The organism is Paraburkholderia youngii (genome assembly GCF_013366925.1).
GTDB classification, from domain to species: domain Bacteria; phylum Pseudomonadota; class Gammaproteobacteria; order Burkholderiales; family Burkholderiaceae; genus Paraburkholderia; species Paraburkholderia youngii.
Window position 1 is genome coordinate 4,974,708 of the sequence record NZ_JAALDK010000001.1, and the last position, 17,303, is coordinate 4,992,010.

At 64.9% G+C, this 17,303-nt stretch carries 13 protein-coding genes; 9 read left to right on the forward strand and 4 right to left on the reverse strand.

All coding sequences use genetic code 11. The features are described 5' to 3' along the window. The first annotated feature begins 93 nt into the window (after positions 1 to 93). The 6 genes from G5S42_RS22825 (at position 94) to G5S42_RS22850 (ending at position 8,828) form a co-directional block, all read left to right on the forward strand. Complete coding sequence (locus tag G5S42_RS22825; protein ID WP_176108845.1) at positions 94 to 1,368, forward strand: c-type cytochrome; 1,275 nt, start codon at positions 94 to 96, stop codon at positions 1,366 to 1,368. A gap of 91 nt (positions 1,369 to 1,459) precedes the next feature. Further along, entirely contained in the window at positions 1,460 to 1,774 is a 315-nt protein-coding gene (locus G5S42_RS22830) for a high-potential iron-sulfur protein (RefSeq protein WP_176108846.1), read from the forward strand. Positions 1,775 to 2,495: 721 nt separating this feature from the next. Beyond that, a complete protein-coding gene (locus tag G5S42_RS22835; RefSeq protein WP_176108847.1) occupies positions 2,496 to 3,800 on the forward strand; it encodes an ATP-grasp domain-containing protein in 1,305 nt (434 codons plus the stop codon). 10 nt (positions 3,801 to 3,810) lie between these two features. Further along, positions 3,811 to 6,510: a CoA-binding protein gene (locus tag G5S42_RS22840; protein ID WP_176108848.1), complete on the forward strand. Its 2,700-nt coding sequence runs from the start codon at positions 3,811 to 3,813 to the stop codon at positions 6,508 to 6,510. Between the two features lie 196 nt (positions 6,511 to 6,706). Continuing rightward, positions 6,707 to 8,002 (forward strand): MFS transporter, encoded by a 1,296-nt coding sequence (locus tag G5S42_RS22845; protein WP_176108849.1) that lies wholly within the window; start codon positions 6,707 to 6,709, stop codon positions 8,000 to 8,002. A gap of 43 nt (positions 8,003 to 8,045) precedes the next feature. Next, a complete protein-coding gene (locus G5S42_RS22850) occupies positions 8,046 to 8,828 on the forward strand; it encodes a substrate-binding domain-containing protein (protein ID WP_176108850.1) in 783 nt (260 codons plus the stop codon). 40 nt (positions 8,829 to 8,868) lie between these two features. On the opposite strand, the gene dctA is transcribed toward G5S42_RS22850, so the two are convergent. From dctA to G5S42_RS22870, 4 genes are read right to left on the reverse strand one after another with little or no spacing between them, the layout of a single operon-like run. Next, a complete protein-coding gene (gene dctA / locus G5S42_RS22855; RefSeq protein ID WP_176108851.1) occupies positions 8,869 to 10,176 on the reverse strand; it encodes a C4-dicarboxylate transporter DctA in 1,308 nt (435 codons plus the stop codon). Then, on the reverse strand, positions 10,173 to 11,141 hold the full coding sequence (locus tag G5S42_RS22860; RefSeq protein ID WP_176108852.1) for a LysR family transcriptional regulator: 969 nt from the start codon (positions 11,139 to 11,141) through the stop codon (positions 10,173 to 10,175). The genes dctA and G5S42_RS22860 overlap by 4 nt, the downstream gene beginning before the upstream one ends. A gap of 57 nt (positions 11,142 to 11,198) precedes the next feature. After that, positions 11,199 to 11,606, reverse strand: a complete 408-nt coding sequence (locus G5S42_RS22865) for a GFA family protein (RefSeq protein ID WP_176108853.1) — start codon at positions 11,604 to 11,606, stop codon at positions 11,199 to 11,201. Positions 11,607 to 11,636: 30 nt separating this feature from the next. Beyond that, positions 11,637 to 11,921 (reverse strand): hypothetical protein, encoded by a 285-nt coding sequence (locus G5S42_RS22870; protein WP_176108854.1) that lies wholly within the window; start codon positions 11,919 to 11,921, stop codon positions 11,637 to 11,639. Between the two features lie 84 nt (positions 11,922 to 12,005). Between G5S42_RS22870 and imuA the strand changes: the two genes are divergently transcribed. Genes imuA through G5S42_RS22885 form a run of 3 tightly spaced genes read left to right on the forward strand, consistent with a single transcriptional unit; the run spans position 12,006 to position 17,294 of the window. Next, complete coding sequence (gene imuA, locus G5S42_RS22875; RefSeq protein WP_026228047.1) at positions 12,006 to 12,713, forward strand: translesion DNA synthesis-associated protein ImuA; 708 nt, start codon at positions 12,006 to 12,008, stop codon at positions 12,711 to 12,713. Further along, the gene (locus tag G5S42_RS22880) at positions 12,643 to 14,112 is read left to right on the forward strand and encodes a Y-family DNA polymerase (RefSeq protein WP_176108855.1); all 1,470 of its coding nucleotides are present in this window, start codon (positions 12,643 to 12,645) and stop codon (positions 14,110 to 14,112) included. Before imuA ends, G5S42_RS22880 begins: the two co-directional genes overlap by 71 nt. Positions 14,113 to 14,144: 32 nt before the next feature. After that, positions 14,145 to 17,294: an error-prone DNA polymerase gene (locus G5S42_RS22885; RefSeq protein WP_176108856.1), complete on the forward strand. Its 3,150-nt coding sequence runs from the start codon at positions 14,145 to 14,147 to the stop codon at positions 17,292 to 17,294. Positions 17,295 to 17,303: the final 9 nt, after the last annotated feature.

The following is a 17,303-nucleotide window of genomic DNA, read 5'->3' on the forward strand; positions in this document are numbered from 1 at the left end:
TTCTGCGCCTCTGACTCTCGCAGTTGCATCTCTCCGCGCCCGCACGCAGTTCATGCGGGCGCGGTGTTCCCGCCATCACAGGAACGCACCATCATGAACATTCGACTCACTCAGATTGCTCTGGCCAGCGCGCTCGTCGCCAGCGCCGCGCATGTTGCCGCCCAGCCGGCGGCGCAGACGCCATCCAGCGTCCGCGTATGCACGATGCCCGGCAGCCCTTCGGCCGAGCTGGACAAGTCCGTTGCACGCGCGGTGTTGAGCACCGCGGGCATCGCCGCGACCTTCGCGTCGCGCGGCATCGACGACAACGGCGACGACGACGGCATCTCCGCTCGCGAGCTGTCGAAATCGCTGCAGCGCGACTGCGATGTGATCGCGGGCTTTCCGCGTTCGAGCGTGGCCGACGGCTCCGACTCCCAGCTACTCTTTTCCCAGGGCTATCTTCACTCCGGCTATGTCAGCATTGCGCTGCGCGGCGACCATGCGGCTAGCACCAGCGTCGCGGCACCGGACGGCAAGATCACGATTGCTGCCACCTGGTCGAGCCCGTCGCAACTGATCGCGGTCGAGCAGAAGAACGCGCGCTTCGATCTGGAAACCACCTCCAAACTGACCGTCGACGCCGTCGCGAAAGGACGCGCGCAGCGCGCGATCGTCTGGTACCCGGCCGTGGTGGCATATCGGCGTGCGCACCCGCAGCAGCACTTCGACGTCGCCGTCACCGAATCGCCCTATGCCGACTGGAATCTCGTGTTCGCGTCGGGACCCGGCACGCAGCAGTTGCAAAAGCGCATCGACGGCGCGCTCGCGCGCTTGCGCAGCGATGGCCGGCTCGCGGCGCTGACGCGCAACTGGGCGTTACCAGCCACGATCGCGACCGGTTCGGCGACCACTCGCGCGAGCCTCGTGCGCAGTCCCGCACGCTATCTCGACGGCCCGACGCAGCCGTCGCCGCGCGCGAATGTATGGCGCGTGAGCGGCATGCCGGCCGCCGGCGGCTTCATCAAGGTTGCGGCGACGACCGAGGCACCATCGTTCGATCACGATCAGGTCGCCCACGGCGAACATCTGTATGCCGATTCGTGCGCGAAATGCCACGGCGAAAAGCTCGAAGGCAACACGGCGCCCTCGTTGATCGGACCGGCTTTCGCGCCAGCGGCGAACTCGCATCTGACGATCGGCGGCATCTATCAGTACATGTCGACCAACATGCCCGCGGACCATCCCGGCAAGATGAGCGACGAGGAGTACGCCGATCTGATGGCCTTCCTGCTCTATACGAATGGCTACGACACCGGCAACGTGAAGCTGACCGCGCAGGCCGCGCAATCCTCTACCACGCCGCTGAACGCCGGACCGCGCCACTGACACGTTGCATCGCACTGCATTGCAATGCCACGCCGCTTCGATCGAATGGAATGCGGCATGGCCGACCCATTTCTTTTCTCCGGACACCATCATGGTCTCTCACAATCGCAGACACTTCATTCTCCAGGCCGCGGGCCTGTGCGCCGCACTCGCCAGCGCCGACCTCGCGCTCGCCGCGCCGCCGCCCGTCGATGAAAACGACGCCACGGCCGGCTCGCTCGGCTATCGTGCGAAAGCGAGCAGCGTCGACGCCGCGAAGTTCCCCAAGTACCACGCGGGCCAGACCTGCGCGAACTGTCGTTTCTATACCGGCGCAGCGGGTGAGGCCGCCGGACCGTGCCCGATGTTCCCCGGCAAATCCGTTGCCGCTGAAGGCTGGTGCAACGTCTATGCGCCACGAGCTTGAGCGCTGGTCCGTGGGTGCGCCGCGAAACGGCGCACGCGCGACGGGTCTGCCGACGCTTCGCTCGCTGATTCGATGCGATTGCTGAACGACGTTGGAGCTCTGCTAAGCCCGCATCACGCGCCGGACATCGTGACGCTCTACGCCGGCACGCTCGATGATCCTTCCAGATTCAACCCCCAGTTCGCTCAGTTCACATCGGAACGCCATCGACTGGACGCCCACCTGCCGGACATGCCCCACCATCCGCGAAGAGCCCCCTGACCGGCGCAATTGCAGGGAAACCGGATTGGCTTGATTCGACTAGTTGGACTCGAAAGATCTTCGTAAAACTACGAGCGCTGTCACCCGGTCGCAGCATTGGCATTGATAACGCCCATGCATCAATGCTTCCAAAAATCGCACTTCTACTCCTGGTCTTCTTGCGCAACTATGTGTCACAGAAGCCCGAGAAAACGGTTCAAAAGAACAGCGCATTAGAAGAAGAACCTACAAGCGCGTGACGCCGTTCCTATCAGCGCATCCGACTGCGAGCTCGAGTCACGTTCGCGGCGCTGCGCACCGACGCATCTTTTGCACGACACACGTCGCCGTTGATTCCCGCTGCCACAAGCACGCGCTCGACGACGCGGGTTTCGCTCGCACCTGCTGCGAGCGAAGCAGCACTGGTCGCATGCAAAGCCGCTTTCCGTTCATATCGCAAGAAAATTCAGGAGACTTCTATATGCAAATCACTGGAATGCTGCACGGCGCGCGCCTGCTGCAATTTGTCGGATTTCCGGCCAGCGAAGTGCTGGGGCCCGGGGCGAGCGAGGAAGAGATCAAGTCGCTGATCGACCGTCACAAGCAGATCTTCATCAAGCCGGTATTCAAGGGCGGCGTGGGCAAAAAGGGCAAGGCCGGATTGCTCGGCCGCGCGACCGATCTCAAGACCGCGCTTGCGGAGAAAGAGCGCCTCTACTTCGCCGAGCATATCGTGGGGCACGTAAGGGCCAAGGCGAACGGCGTGACGTTCGAAGCCGGAGTACCAGCCAAACACGAAGTCTACTTTTCGATTACCGATTCCACCCGCTTTCGCGCTCCGACCATGACGCTCTCGCATAGGGGCGGCATGGATATCGAGGAGGTCGATCCCAGGCACGTCGCAATGGTGCCCTTCGATGCGTTGACCGGCCTGAAAGCGTTCGTCGTCGCCAATGCGCTGAGCGAGATCGGTGCGCCGCGCGAGATCATTTCTCCGCTCGTGCAGCAGTTGCCCAAGCTCTGGGAGCTCTTTCACGACTTCGGCATGACCACGCTCGAACTGAATCCGATCCGCATGCGCGAGGACAGGAAGGGGCGCCTCATTCCGGTGGCCTGCGACTTCAAATGTGGATTCGATCGCGACGACCCGCGCTTCTCCCGTCTCGGCCTGCCCGCTCACCTGTTCGCCGCGGACTACTCGGACTTTGAGCAGGAGATCAATCAGCTTCGCACTCACCAGGGTCAAAGCGATGTCTACGTGATCAACGACAAGGGAACGATCCTCGCGCCCACGTTCGGCGGCGGAGCCAATTCGCTCGTCACGGAGATGTTGGGCGACGCGGCCATCATCTCGTCGGATTTTGGCGGCAATCCGCCCTACGAAAAGATGAAGGAAGTGGCGCGCATCTGCTTCCGACATTGGCTGAAGCAGTCCAACGTACTGTTCATCATTGGCGGCAAGTCCAACAACACCGACATATACGAAACGCTGCGCGCGATGGCCGATGCACTGCGCGAGCACTTCAGCGAGCACGGTCCGACGCCGCTCTATGTCGTCCTCGGACGCGGCGGCCCGAACCTCGTGCGTGGCATGTCCGCACTGCGCGACACCTGTGATGCGCTCGGCCTGCCCTATCGCCTCTTCGGGTTCGATTCCGACATCAGCGAAGTGATCCAGTACGCACGCAAGGCCGATGCGTGGATGCAATCGGGCGGACGCGCGCAGGTCGCGGCGCGTATCGGCGCGCGCGAGGCGCACCCGCAAGCAGAAACGCACGTGGCATAAGGAGATAGACGTGGTCAAGCGAGGAAACAATCATTTCAGGTATTTCGTAGGCATCCAGTCGCTCGCACACATCGCCACGCGCGAAGACCGGGTATGCGTGCTCAACATACTGGGCGGCGAGTCGTCGGAGGTGACGCCGGTGAGCCATGCGTTTTCGGGCGCGAACGTCGTGTTCGGCACGGCGCCTGGCAAAGGCGGACAGGTGCTCGCGACTCCCGCGGGCGATATCCCCGTCTACAACAACGTGCGCGAAGGCCTCGAAGCCGGGCACCGGTTCAATTGCGGCGTCGTGTACCTGCCGCCTTCGGCCGCGCGCGACGGCGTAGCCGAATTGATCCGCGTGAATCCCGATCTGCGCAAGATCTTCATCATCACGGAGAAGATCTCGGTGCACGACGCACGGGAAATTCGAGCGATGGGCCAGCAGGCCGGCATCGACATCTTTGGTGCAAACGGACTGGGCGTCGCGGATTCGTGGCAGCGCGTGCGCATCGGCGGCGCGCTCGGCGGCGATGATCCCGGCGCGACCTTGCGGCAGGGCTCGATCGCGATCTTTTCCAACTCGGGCGGATTCAGCACCACCATCGCGCAATATCTGCGCATGAGCGGCTGGGGCACGTCGACCGTGGTCTCCAGCGGCAAGGACGTCTACATCCACTATGCCGCGCCGGAATTCGCCTTCGCCCTCGCCAACGACGCGCGCAGCAAGGCCGCCGTGCTGTACTGCGAGCCGGGCGGCTACTACGAGGCCGACGCCGCATTCACGAAACCGGTCGTCGCGTGCGTGGTGGGACGCTGGAAGAGCCGTCTCACGCGTGCGGTGGGCCACGCGGGCGCAATGGCGGGCGGCGCCGACGATGCGCGCGCGAAAGAGCGCTGGTTCATGGAGAAGTTTGGCGTCGAGCGGCTCTTCACGCCGGACGATCCGTGCTGCTCGGCAAAGGGCGCGGTGGTGACGAACATCGCGCACATTCCGGCGGCACTCACGGCGGTGATGCGCGAGAACGCGACGATGCCCGACTTCGAGCCCGAAGGCAGCCTTGCGCTCAAACCGTGGTTTGGCTCGGATCAGGGTCTCGCACTGCCCGATGAACTCGCCCTGCCTGTGGTGGAAGCCATCGCGCCGTACAACGAGCAGGTGGCGCGGGTGAACAGCCATATAGGCGCGGTCCCGCCGCGCCAGCCGATGAAGGATGCCTCGGGCGCCTCTCAGATGGACGCGAGATCGCAGGTGAGCAGCCTGCACGGCGTGTCGATGCTCGAAGCGGCGACCCACTCGCTCGAAGCGAATGTCTGTCTCGCGCTACTGCACGAATTGGGCGGAGCGAACGACGCGAAGCTCATCGACGTGGCGGTTGGCGCGGCGGTGAACCTGCACGGCACGCCGGAACTGGCGGCCGCGCAGGCTTCGCGCGAGGCGGGCAACGCGCCCAACGCCGTGCTCGCGGCCGCGGCGGCGATCGTCGGGCCGATTCGTCAGCGCGCCGCGCGCGAGGCGGCAGCACTCATGATCGACCGCTTCGCGGCAGCCAGGCTCACGGACGCATTCGATGAGACTTTCGATACCGGTGCCGTCGATACCACCGGCAGCGCGGCGCTCTTCTCCGATGAACCCGACCCGAAAGCGCAAGCGATGCTCGCGGCGCTCGCCGCGCGCGGCGTGAGTTCCGCAATCATCCGGTGGCTGGCGTGCGGCCCGGGACATCCGCGTTCGGAAGCCGTGCTCGCGGCCATCACGACGACGCTCGCCTGGGGTCCGCTCATGCGCAAGCGCATCTCGCGCCTGACGGCGGAAAGTCTGCCGTGGTGGACGAAACTCTTCGGCACGATGATCGGCGCTTCGGCGGATGCTTCGCGCCACAGCTCCGAGGGCTTTTGCGGCTTCGCCACCGAAGAACTGCTTGGCGAGCGCACCCTGACCGAAATCGCTTTCGCGGCGCTCCTCAACCTGAAACCCACCGCCGACGATTTGTTCGCCTTCAGGACGCTCGCCGGCTTGTTGCTGACAAACGGACCAGGCGCGATTTCGGCACAGGGCGCAAAGGGCGCGGTATCCGCAGATGGCCCCGAGAGCCCCGAGCGCGTGCAGTTGAACAAGGCGCTCGCGGGGTTCCTCACACACACCGGCTATACGCATGGCGGCAACGGCTATGAAGGCATTGCGTTCCTCAACGAGGCGTTCCGCGACAGCGGCCTCGATGATCCTTCCGATGCGCACCATGCCGTCGACCTGGAAGCGCTCGCGCGCCGCTCTGTCGATCGTTACGCGCAGTACAAGGCACGCCAGAAGCATGCGGGCAGTCTCGACATCGCGAAACTTCCGGGTGTGAATCATCCGGTCTTCAAAGACAAGCCGGTGAATCACGACCCGCGCGAGGTCTTCATAGCGAACCTCTATGAAGCTCGCGGAGAGTACAACGTGTTCCATGCGTATTACCGCGCGCTCGTTCAGGCGCTTTTCGATGCCGGCGTGTCGCGTAACGTCTATTGCGTCAATGTCGACGCAGTGATCGCCGCGCTGCTGCTCAAGATGCTGTGGAAGCCGCTCAGGCGCGGAGCGTTCAGCGAGGCGGATCTCGAAACGGCCGCGTTCACGATCTTTCTCTATCCGCGTATGCTCGGCTGCGCTGCTGAAATTGACGATCACCTGAACCGCGGACGCAATATGGATACGCGCACGGCCGCTTCCCAATGCCACTTCGTTGCGTGACAAAAAAGACCTTTGACGGCCGCCGCCGTGCTCGCGTTGCGCGGCGCGGTGGCGACGGCAGAGCCCCGATTGATAACGGCAGAACATCAATCGTTCCGAAAGTTGCACTTATCGTTTTGCCGCCTCCAGGCCAATATTTCCAAAACCACAATCGGCCGGACCACCGCGTCCTTTCAAGATCTCAGGAGACACCTCGATGCACCCCTCGTCTAACCTTTCCACCGGACGTTCGAAGGCCGCCACGGTTTTCCGTGTAACGGCCGGGAATTTCCTGGAGCAGTTCGACTTCTTCCTGTTCGGCTTCTACGCCACGCAGATCGCCAACGTTTTCTTTCCCGCCCACAGCGAGTTCGCCTCGTTGATGATGACGTTCGCCGTCTTCGGCGCCGGCTTCCTGATGCGCCCGCTGGGCGCGATCGTGCTCGGCGCCTACATCGACGACGTCGGCCGCCGCAAGGGCCTCATCGTCACGCTTTCCATCATGGCGAGCGGCACGATCCTGATCGCGTTCGTACCGGGCTACGCGACGATCGGACTTCTGGCGCCCGCGCTCGTGCTGCTCGGACGGCTGCTGCAGGGCTTCTCGGCGGGCGCGGAGCTGGGCGGCGTGTCGGTGTATCTTGCCGAGATGGCCACGCCCGGCCGCAAAGGGTTTTTCACGAGCTGGCAGTCCGCGAGCCAACAGGTGGCGATCGTCGTCGCCGCGGGCCTCGGCTTCGGGCTCAATCAGTGGCTGAACGCATCGGCCATAGCAGCGTGGGGTTGGCGCGTGCCGTTCTTCGTGGGCTGCATGATCGTGCCGTTCATCTTCATGCTGCGTCGCAATCTGGAGGAAACGCAGGAGTTCAAGGCGCGCCAGCATCGTCCGACCATGAAGGAAGTATTCGGCACGCTGGTCCAGAACTGGGCCGTCGTCGTCGCAGGCATGATGCTGGTGGCGATGACTTCCACGAGCTTTTACCTCATCACGGTCTACGCGCCGACCTTCGGCAAGACGGTCCTGCACCTGAGCACCGCCGACAGCCTGCTCGTGACGCTGTGTGTCGGCGTATCGAACTTCGTGTGGCTGCCGATCGGCGGGGCGCTCTCCGACAAGCTCGGCCGCCGGCCGCTCCTCGTCGCCATGACGGTGCTCGCCATCGCGACCGCCTACCCGGCACTGTCGCTGCTCGCTCACGCGCCGAGCTTCGTCAACATGCTGCTCGTCCTCCTTTGGCTCTCGTTCATGTACGGCATCTATAACGGCGCGATGGTCGTCGCGCTCACGGAAGTGATGCCGGTGCAGGTGCGCGTTGCCGGGTTCTCGCTCGCCTACAGCCTCGCGACGGCCGTGTTCGGAGGCTTCACGCCCGCGATCTCGACGGCGCTCATTCATATGACTGGCGACAAGGCCGCGCCCGGATACTGGATGAGCCTCGCCGCAGCGTGCGCGCTTTTGGCGACGTTCGCGCTCTATCGCCGCCGCGCAGTAACGCTGACACCGGCGCACTGATGCGCTTGCCCCGCATCCATCGCAACCGCACACGACCATCACCATGAAAAATCTGCTTCTGAAACTTTGCGCCGCGGCGCTCGTCGCAAGCTCGGCCGCTGCGGCGAACGTGCAGGCCGCCGACCTGCACGTGATGAGCTCCGGCGGCTTCACCGCCGCGTACAAGGTGCTCGGCCCGAAGTTCGCGTCCCAGACTGGCAACACGCTCGACACCTCGCTCGGGCCCTCGATGGGCAAATCGCCCGAAGCGATCCCCAACAGGCTCGAGCGCGGCGAGCCCGCGGACGCCGTCATCATGGTCGGCTACGCACTCGACGAGCTGATCAAGCAAGGCAAGGTCATCCCCGGATCGCGGGTAGAGCTGGCCGATTCGCGCATCGGCATGGTCGTGCGCGAAGGGGCGGTGAAGCCCGACATCGGCTCCCCCGAGGGCCTCAGGCAGACCCTGTTGCAGGCGAAGTCGATCGCCTACTCGGACAGCGCGAGCGGCGTCTATATCGAGCGAGAGCTGTTCAAGAAGCTGGGCATCGAGGATCAGGTCAGGTCGAAGGCGAAGATGATCCCGCGGATTCCGGTGGCGTCGGTGGTGGCAAACGGGGACTACGAAATCGGCTTCCAGCAGGTGAGCGAATTGCTGCCCGTCCAGGGTGCCACGTTCGTCGGCAAGATTCCCGAGTCTCTGCAGTCCGTCACGCGTTTCGCCGCCGGCATTCCCGTCGGTGCGCGGCATCCGAAGGAAGCGAAAGCGCTTCTCGACTATCTTGCTTCACCCGATGTACAAGCGGAAGTGAAATCGACCGGGCTCGATTCCGTCCTGGCGCATTGAGGCAGAACCACGGGAAGGCTTGCCTCAGCCAGCATTCCCGTCACCGCAAGGCGTCTGTCGCGGGATCATTCGCGACGTCCGGGCGGGCTGGCTTGGGCGCCCTGAGCATCTGTGCGAGACGCGCTCGATCGCACGTGCCTTCCCACATCGAAACGAAGATCACTGCGCACGCGTTGCTGATGACGCTCGTCAGCGCCCGCGCCTCGGACATGAAGCGGTCGATGCCCACCAGCAGCGCCGCCCCGGCAACCGGCAAGTCCGGAATCACCGTGAGCGTAGCGACGAGCGCGACCAGCCCGCTGCCGGACACGCCGGCCGCGCCCTTGGAAGTGAGCAGCATGACGGCGAGCATCGTCGCGGTCTGAGACGCGGATAGCGGCACATCGCACGCCTGAGCGATGAACATCGAGGCGAGCGTCAGATAGATCGCGGTGCCGTCCAGATTGAACGAATAGCCCGCGGGCAGCACGAGCCCGACGACGCCCTTGTCGCAACCGAGCGCCTCCAGCTTCCCGATCAAACGCGGCAGCACCGGCTCCGTCGACGATGTCGCGAGAACGATGAGCAATTCCTCGCGCATGTAGCGCAGGAGTCGCCAAAGCGCGAAACCGTGCAGCCGCGCGAGCGGCGCGAGCACCAGCGCAACGAACATCACGCATGCGACGTAGAACGACACCATCAGCATGCCGAGCGAGCCGACCGAGCGGATGCCGAAGCGGCCCACCGTGAACGCCATCGCGCTGAACGCTCCGAGCGGAGCGAGCCGCATGATCATCGCGAGGACGCGAAACAGGATCTGGGCGACGCCGTCGATGAGCGCGAGCACGGGCCGGCCGGCCTGCGGATATGAATTCAGAGAGAAGCCGAACAGCAGCGAGAGCAGCAGCACCGGCAGCACCTCGCCCTTCTCGAAGGCCCCGAGCATCGTCTCCGGGATCACGCTCAACCCGAACGCCACGAGTCCGCCCGCCTGCGCGTGCTTCGTATATTGCGCGAGGATGCTCGAATCGAGATGATGTACGTCGATGTGCATGCCCGCGCCAGGTCGCAGCACGAACGCGATGCCGAGTCCGAACACGAGCGCGACGGCCGTCAGGCAATAAAAAAGCGCCAGCGCCCGGATGATCGTGCGTCCGATGGCCTTCCCGCTGGCGAGCGACGTAATGCCCGAGACGATCGTGCAGAAGACGATCGGCGCGACCATCATCCGCACGAGCCCGAGAAACGCGTCGCTGAGCGGCTTGAGCAGCGCGCCCGTTGCCGGCCAGAAATGGCCGAGGATCATGCCGATCACCATGGCCAGCAGGACTTGCACATAGAGCGGACGAAGCGGTCTTGCCAACGTCACGATGCGGTCTTCCTTCCTGTCTTGACTGTCGCCGTTACGTTATTGCCCACGGCATCACCGCTTGCGGCTCCGGCGCGCTTCATCTCGATGATCGTCCGATGAAACTCCTGGGCGGCCGGTGTGAGCGGCCGTCCGCGCCGTCTTACGATTCCCACGCGTCGTCTCACCACCGGTTCGACGAGCGGCACGCTCGTGAGGATCGGGTGGTCATGTCCGGGCATGGCCATCGACGGCACGGCGGCGACGCCGAGCCCCGCTTCGATCAACCCGAGCATGGTCGTCACGTGTCGCGTCTCGCAGACGCTCGGCGCTCGTGGCGCGACGCTCGAGAGCGCCTGGTCGAGCAACAGACGGTTGCCGGAAGTCTTGTCGACCGAGACGTAATCGTGCTCGTAAAGCTCGGTCCAGGTCACGCGCTTCTTGCGTGCGAGGGGATGATCGCGGCGGCAAGCAGCAACGAACCGCTCTTGCAGCAGGACTTTGAACTCGATCTCGGACTCTTGACTGCCCATGAAGCTCACGCCGAAATCAGCCTCGCCGCTGATGACGGCGCCAAGCACCTCGTTGGCGCTCGCATCCAGAACCTTGACCCGGATGCGTGGAAAGCGGTGATGGTAGCTCGCGATGACGCTCGGCAGAAAGTAGTACGCCACCGATGGCACGCACGCGATAGTCACATGACCCAGGCGGCTCGATGAAACATCGCGAATGCCGAGCAGTGCGATGTCGAGGTCATCCAGCAGTTGTTCCGCGCTCGGGGCGAACACGCGGCCGACAGTTGTGAGTGTGACGCTACGCGTGGTTCGCTCGAAGAGACGCACGCCGAGCGCTTCCTCGAGCTTGTCGATCCGACGACTCAAGGCCGGTTGGGAAATGCTCACCGCCTCGGCGGCCTTGCGGAAGCTGCCCAGCTCCACCACCGCGCGAAACGCCTGCAAGTCGTTCAAGTCGAAGTTGACGCCCACGACCGGTCTCCGCATCTTGGAATCCGGCTATTTTGCATTATTCAGGAGACGCAGCGATCAAAGATGCCGCGTTTGCTCGGGCGGATTGCCCCAGTCGTTGTGCAACCCATCCCGATAGATCACGGGCGCACTCAACGCCGCATCGAGATCGAGTTCATCGATGCACATGATGTTGACGTTGATATACGGATACCCCGTGCCGTTCGGCATATCGATCCGATCGAATACATGGACCCCGCAGCGCCGGCAGAACGGATGATGCGCGACCGCATTTTTCCCCTGATATTCGCTGAGCGCGGCTTCGTCCGAAAGCAGACGAAAGTCCTCCCGGCGAACCTGCACGTGCCAGAATCGCAGCCTGCTGCAATAACTGCAATTGCATTTCGACGTGCCCTTGTCGAAATCGATGCGAGCCTCGAACTTCACGAATTGGCAATGGCAGCTTCCGAGGTACGTGCGCAGCATGGGGTTCTCCGAGGTTGAGGGCCGCTGCAATTATGGACGGCACGACTTCGCGCTGCCAACGCACGAGCCGTCGCAACCCTCGCAGTAGTGGCGGTCACGCACCGCGCGATCCACGCGCCAGACGTTCGCCTCGGCCGGCCGCGCCGTTCCCACCGAGCGGCCGTTTTCCCGCGCATGAAAGCTCGGCTCGCCCGCCTTGCCGCGGCGAATCGCTTCATCGATGCCCGGCTCGCCGAACGCCGCTTTCAGTTCGGCCACGAACGCCGCGATCTCGGGCATCGGATGCCCGGCCGGCTTGCGCACTCGCATGTCCATTCATCCGCTCCCGAAAAAAGTGCCTATTCGCCATATCTTGAAAACGATGTAGGATACTGTATATCCATACAGGTATTTTCGCAAATGACAACCGCCCTGCCAGCACCGGAAGCCATACACCCGTCCTTGTGGCGGGCGTCCCAGCTTGGCGCTGGCCGCGGCCGCAGCGTCGATACCGGCTATCCGGCCCTGTCGGCGGAATTGCCCGGCGGCGGCTGGCCGCTCGGCGCGCTGGTCGATCTGCTGGTGCAGCAGGCCGGCGTCGGCGAACTGCGGCTGTTGCAGCCGGCGCTCAGCGCCGTCGGCGAGCGTCCGGTCGCCTTCGTGCAGCCGCCGCACACGCCGGACGGCCTCGGGCTCAACTACATCGGCCTGTCGCTGCAGCAGGTGCTGCGCATCAACGCGCCGAAAACCGCCGACGCGCTGTGGTCCGCCGAGCAGATCCTGCGCGCCGGCAGTTGCGGCGCGCTGATCTTCTGGGCGCAATACGCGCAGGCGTCGTCGCTGCGCCGCCTGCATCTGGCCGCGCAGTCGTCGGAGACGCTTTTCATCATGGTGCGGCCGCTCGCCACCGCGCAGGACGCGTCGCCCGCGCTGCTGCGGCTCGCGCTCAGGCCATCGGCCGAAGGTCTGACCATCGACATCGTGAAACGACGAGGGCCCGCTCGCGCAGAGCCCCTGTCGATTCCCCTTCAACCCACACCCGTTCTGCTTTCCCGACATGCGCGTCTTTCTCGCCGTTCATCTGCCAAAGTTGCCGCTCGAGGTCTTCAGACCGAAGTGGTCGCCTGAGCCCGCGCATGGCTGCGCGGTGCTGGAGAAAGACAAGGTGGTCATGGCCGATCCCGCCGCGCGCTCGGCAGGCGTGCGTCCGGGCATGAAGCGCGGCGGCGTGCTGACGCTGTCGCCGGAAACCGAGATGGTTGAGCGCGACAGCGGCCGCGAAGCGGCGGCTCATCGCGAGGTTGGGATCGCACTGATGCGCTTCTCGCCCGAAGTCGCGCTGCTCGATGAGGCGACGGTGGTCGTCGAGATCGGCGCGAGTCTGCGGCTCTTCGGCGGCCTGCTCGCGCTGTGTCGCGACGCCAAGGCCATCCTCGATGCGCTCGGCTTCACCGCGCGCATCAGCGCCGCGCCGACCGGCCAGGGCGCGTGGCTGCTCGCGAAGTTCGGCAACCGCCGCGTGCTGAAGCTCGCGTCGCTCGAACACCGCCTCTCAGCGCTGCCGATGCTCGCCGTGCCCGAAGTCCGCCCGTTCGCCGACTGGTTCACGGGCCTTGGTTGCGAGCGCATCGCCGATCTGCGCCGCCTGCCCCGCGCCGGCTTGCAGCGCCGCTGCGGCGAACATCTGCTCGACTCGCTCGACCGCGCGTTCGGGACCGCGCCCGAACTGTTCGACTGGCTCGAACTGCCGCCCACGTTCTCGGCGCGCATCGAGATGCCGGACCGGCTCGAACACGCGGATGGCGCGGTGTTCGGCGCGCAGCGGCTCGTCGTGCAACTGTGCGGATGGCTGTGCGCGAAGCAGCTCGCGGTCAGCGGCATTCGCCTGTCGCTCGAACACGAGCGCGGCCGCAATGCGATCGAGCCGACCACGATCGACATCGCGCTCGGCGAGCCGACCTGGCGCGAAGAACATCTGATGCGGCTGCTGAAAGAGCGGCTGCATCGCATCGAGCTCGCCGCGCCCGTGATTGCGTTGCGGCTCGATGCGTCGAACGTCGAGTCGGCCGCGCCCGCGTCGGACACGCTGTTTCCCGAACCGGGCGGCTCGCAGGAAGACCATGAGCGCCTGCTCGAACTGCTGGTCGCGCGGCTCGGCGAAGAGAACGTGCTGAAACCCGCGCCAACCGCCGATCATCGCCCGGAGATCGCAAACCGCTGGCTGCCGGTGTCGCAGCCGGTCAAGCCCGAGCCGCTGCCGCAGAATCTGCCGCGCCCGACGTGGATGCTCGATACGCCGGTGCGTCTGTTGATGCGCCAGCACCGCCCGTTCTATGGCTCGCCGTTGCGCATGGTGTCGCCGGGCGAGCGTATCGAGAGCGGCTGGTTCGACGGCGAGCTCGTCACGCGCGATTACTTCGTCGCGCAGGCGGACGACCAGAGCTGCTACTGGATCTACCGCGAACGCGTGAGCAGCCGCGACGCGGAAGAAGAGCAACGCTGGTTCCTTCATGGCCTGTTCGGCTGACAGGCGCGGCTGATATGCGCGGATGAACGGCCATGGACACCACCTTCACGATGCTGCCGGCGTATGCCGAGCTGTTCTGCTTTTCCAACTTCACGTTTCTGCACGGCGCGTCGCACGCTGAGGAACTGGCCGAGCGTGCCGCGCAACTCGGCTACTCCGCGCTCGCGATCACCGACGAATGCTCCCTCGCGGGAGTCGTGCGCGCGCATGTCGCGGCGAAGGAAGCGAAGCTGCCGTTCATCGTCGGTTCGTATTTCCGGCTCGTCAATGCCGATGGTTCGCCGGCCTTCGGCCTGATCCTGCTCGCCCGCAACCGCAACGGCTACGGCAATCTGTCCGAGCTGATCACGCTCGCGCGCATGCGCGCGCCCAAGGGCGAATACCGGCTCACGCCGCAGGATCTGTCGCGGCCGGAGAAGGAATATCGCCACCTGCTCGGCATGCCCGACTGCCTCGCGATTCTGGTGCCGGATTTCCCGGCCAGCGAAGACGCGCTCGACGCGCAGGTCGAATGGCTCGACGAAACCTTCACCGGCCGCGCATGGGTCGGTCTCGTGCTGCATCAACGCGCGATGGACGACATGCATCGCGGCGCGGTCGAATTCGTCGCGAAGAGCCGCGACGTGCCCGTCGTCGCGCTTGGCGAAGTCGTGATGCACGTGCGCTCGCGCAAGCCGCTGCAGGACACGATGACCGCGATCCGGGTCGGCAAACCGGTCCATGAGTGCGGCTATGATCTCGCGCCGAACGCCGAGCAGCATCTGCGCTCGCGGTTGCGCCTGGCCAACCTGTACCCGGAAGACGCGCTGGCCGCGACGGTCGACATCATGAGCCGCTGCACGTTTTCGCTCGATGAGCTGCGCTACGAGTATCCCGACGAGCTGGTGCCGGCCGGCCATACGCCGGCCTCGTACTTGCGCCAGGAGACCTATATCGGCGCGCAGCGGCGTTTTCCGGCGGGGATCCCGCATCACGTGCAGCAGCAGATCGAGCACGAACTCGAACTGATCGCGGACCTGCAGTACGAGCCGTATTTCCTGACCGTCTATGACATCGTCCGCTTCGCGCGCAGCCAGCACATTCTGTGTCAGGGTCGCGGCTCGGCCGCGAACTCGGCGGTCTGCTACTGCCTCGGCGTGACCGAGGTGGACCCCGCGCGCGGCAACATGCTGTTCGAGCGCTTCATCAGCAAGGAGCGCGGCGAGCCGCCCGATATCGACGTCGACTTCGAGCACCAGCGGCGCGAAGAAGTGATCCAGTACATCTATCGCAAGTACGGCCGCGACCGGGCCGCGATCGCGGCGGCGGTGTCCACCTATCGTCCGCGTGGCGCGCTGCGGGAAACCGGCAAGGCGCTCGGCGTCGATCCGCAGATCGTCGATGCGGTCGCGAAGTCGCATCACTGGTTCGATAGCCGCCAGGATCTGCTCGCGCGCTTCGCGGAATCCGGCCTCGATCCGGACAAGCCGCTGATTCAGGCCTGGGCGAAGCTCGCCGCGCAACTGCTGAATTTTCCGCGCCATCTGTCGCAGCATTCGGGCGGCTTCGTGATCAGCCGCGGCAAGCTCACGCGGCTCGTGCCGGTGGAAAACGCGGCGATGGCCGACCGCTCGGTGATCGAGTGGGACAAGGACGATCTCGAATCATTGGGCTTGCTGAAGGTGGACGTGCTCGCGCTCGGCATGCTGTCGGCGATCCGGCGCACACTCGACCTCGTGTCGGAACAGCGCGGCGAACGTTTCGAAATGCAGGACATTCCGTCTGAAGATCCCGCGACCTACGCGATGATTTCAGCCGCCGATACGGTCGGCGTGTTCCAGATCGAATCGCGCGCACAGATGAGCATGCTGCCGCGCATGCGGCCACAGACGTTCTACGACCTCGTGATCGAAGTCGCGATCGTGCGGCCGGGTCCGATTCAGGGCGGCGCCGTGCATCCGTACCTGCAGCGCCGCCAGGGCTTCGAGCCCGTCACCTATCCGAGCGACGCGTTAAAGACCGCGCTGGGCCGCACGCTCGGCGTGCCGATCTTCCAGGAGCAGGTGATGCAGGTGGCGATTCTCGCGGCCGGCTTCACGGCCGGCGAAGCCGACCAGCTGCGGCGCGCGATGGCCGCGTGGAAACGCAAGGGCGGGCTCGAAAAATACTATGACCGCATCGTGCTCGGCATGCAGGAGCGCGGCTACAACCAGGCCTTCGCCGAGGCGATCTTCGAGCAGATCAAGGGCTTCGGTGAATATGGCTTCCCCGAAAGTCACGCGGCCAGTTTCGCGCTGCTCGTCTATGCGAGCAGCTGGCTCAAGTGTCACGAACCAGAGGCATTTCTCGCCGCGATGCTGAACAGCCAGCCGATGGGCTTCTATTCGCCGTCGCAACTGGTTCAGGATGCGCAGCGGCACGGCGTCACGGTGTTGCCGGTCGATGTGACGGTGAGCGGCTGGGACTCCTCGCTCGAACCGCGTGCGGGGGCGATGCGCCCCGCCGTGCGGCTCGGTCTTTCGCTGCTGCGCGGCATGAAGGACGGCGCCGCCGAACGGATCGAGAACGCGCGCGCGGTTCGTCCGTTCGCGAGCGTCAACGATCTCGCGCGCCGCGCGCAGCTCGACCGCAAAGACCTGCATGCGCTCGCGGATGCGAATGCGTTGGCAGCGCTCGCGGGAAACCGCCGCGAAGCGCTGTGGCAGTCGGTCGCCGCGGTGCCGGACAAGGATATGCTCGCGGCCGCGGCGACTCAGGACGAAACGCCCGAACTGGGCGCACCGAGCGAAGCGCACGACATCGTCGCCGACTACCGCTCGCTCGGCCTGACGCTGAACCGCCATCCGCTGGAACTGCTCAGGCCGCAATTGCTCGCGAACCGGCTGATGCCGGCCGCGACGCTGCGGACCTATCGCGACGGCCGCCTCGCGCGCGCCTGCGGACTGGTGACGGTGCGTCAGCGACCTGGCACGGCCAAGGGCGTCGTATTCGTCACGCTCGAAGACGAGACGGGCAACGTCAACGTGATCATCTGGCCGGGCCTGCTCGAAAAACAGCGCAAGGAAGCGTTGGGCGCCACGCTGCTCGCCGTGTACGGCACGTGGCAGTGTCAGGGAGAAGTACGGCACCTCGTCGCGCAGCGGCTCGTCGATATGTCCCATCTGCTGGGCAAGTTGCAAACGACGAGCAGAAACTTCTGCTGACACGAGCGC

Coding starts and splice junctions, on each gene's coding strand:
- imuA (WP_026228047.1), top strand. CDS start 12,006: ATGACAACCGCCCTGCCAGCACCGGAAGCCATACACCCGTCCTTGTGG.
- G5S42_RS22825 (WP_176108845.1), top strand. CDS start 94: ATGAACATTCGACTCACTCAGATTGCTCTGGCCAGCGCGCTCGTCGCC.
- G5S42_RS22880 (WP_176108855.1), top strand. CDS start 12,643: ATGCGCGTCTTTCTCGCCGTTCATCTGCCAAAGTTGCCGCTCGAGGTC.
- G5S42_RS22830 (WP_176108846.1), top strand. CDS start 1,460: ATGGTCTCTCACAATCGCAGACACTTCATTCTCCAGGCCGCGGGCCTG.
- G5S42_RS22870 (WP_176108854.1), bottom strand. CDS start 11,921: ATGGACATGCGAGTGCGCAAGCCGGCCGGGCATCCGATGCCCGAGATC.
- G5S42_RS22885 (WP_176108856.1), top strand. CDS start 14,145: ATGGACACCACCTTCACGATGCTGCCGGCGTATGCCGAGCTGTTCTGC.
- G5S42_RS22850 (WP_176108850.1), top strand. CDS start 8,046: ATGAAAAATCTGCTTCTGAAACTTTGCGCCGCGGCGCTCGTCGCAAGC.
- G5S42_RS22835 (WP_176108847.1), top strand. CDS start 2,496: ATGCAAATCACTGGAATGCTGCACGGCGCGCGCCTGCTGCAATTTGTC.
- G5S42_RS22865 (WP_176108853.1), bottom strand. CDS start 11,606: ATGCTGCGCACGTACCTCGGAAGCTGCCATTGCCAATTCGTGAAGTTC.
- G5S42_RS22845 (WP_176108849.1), top strand. CDS start 6,707: ATGCACCCCTCGTCTAACCTTTCCACCGGACGTTCGAAGGCCGCCACG.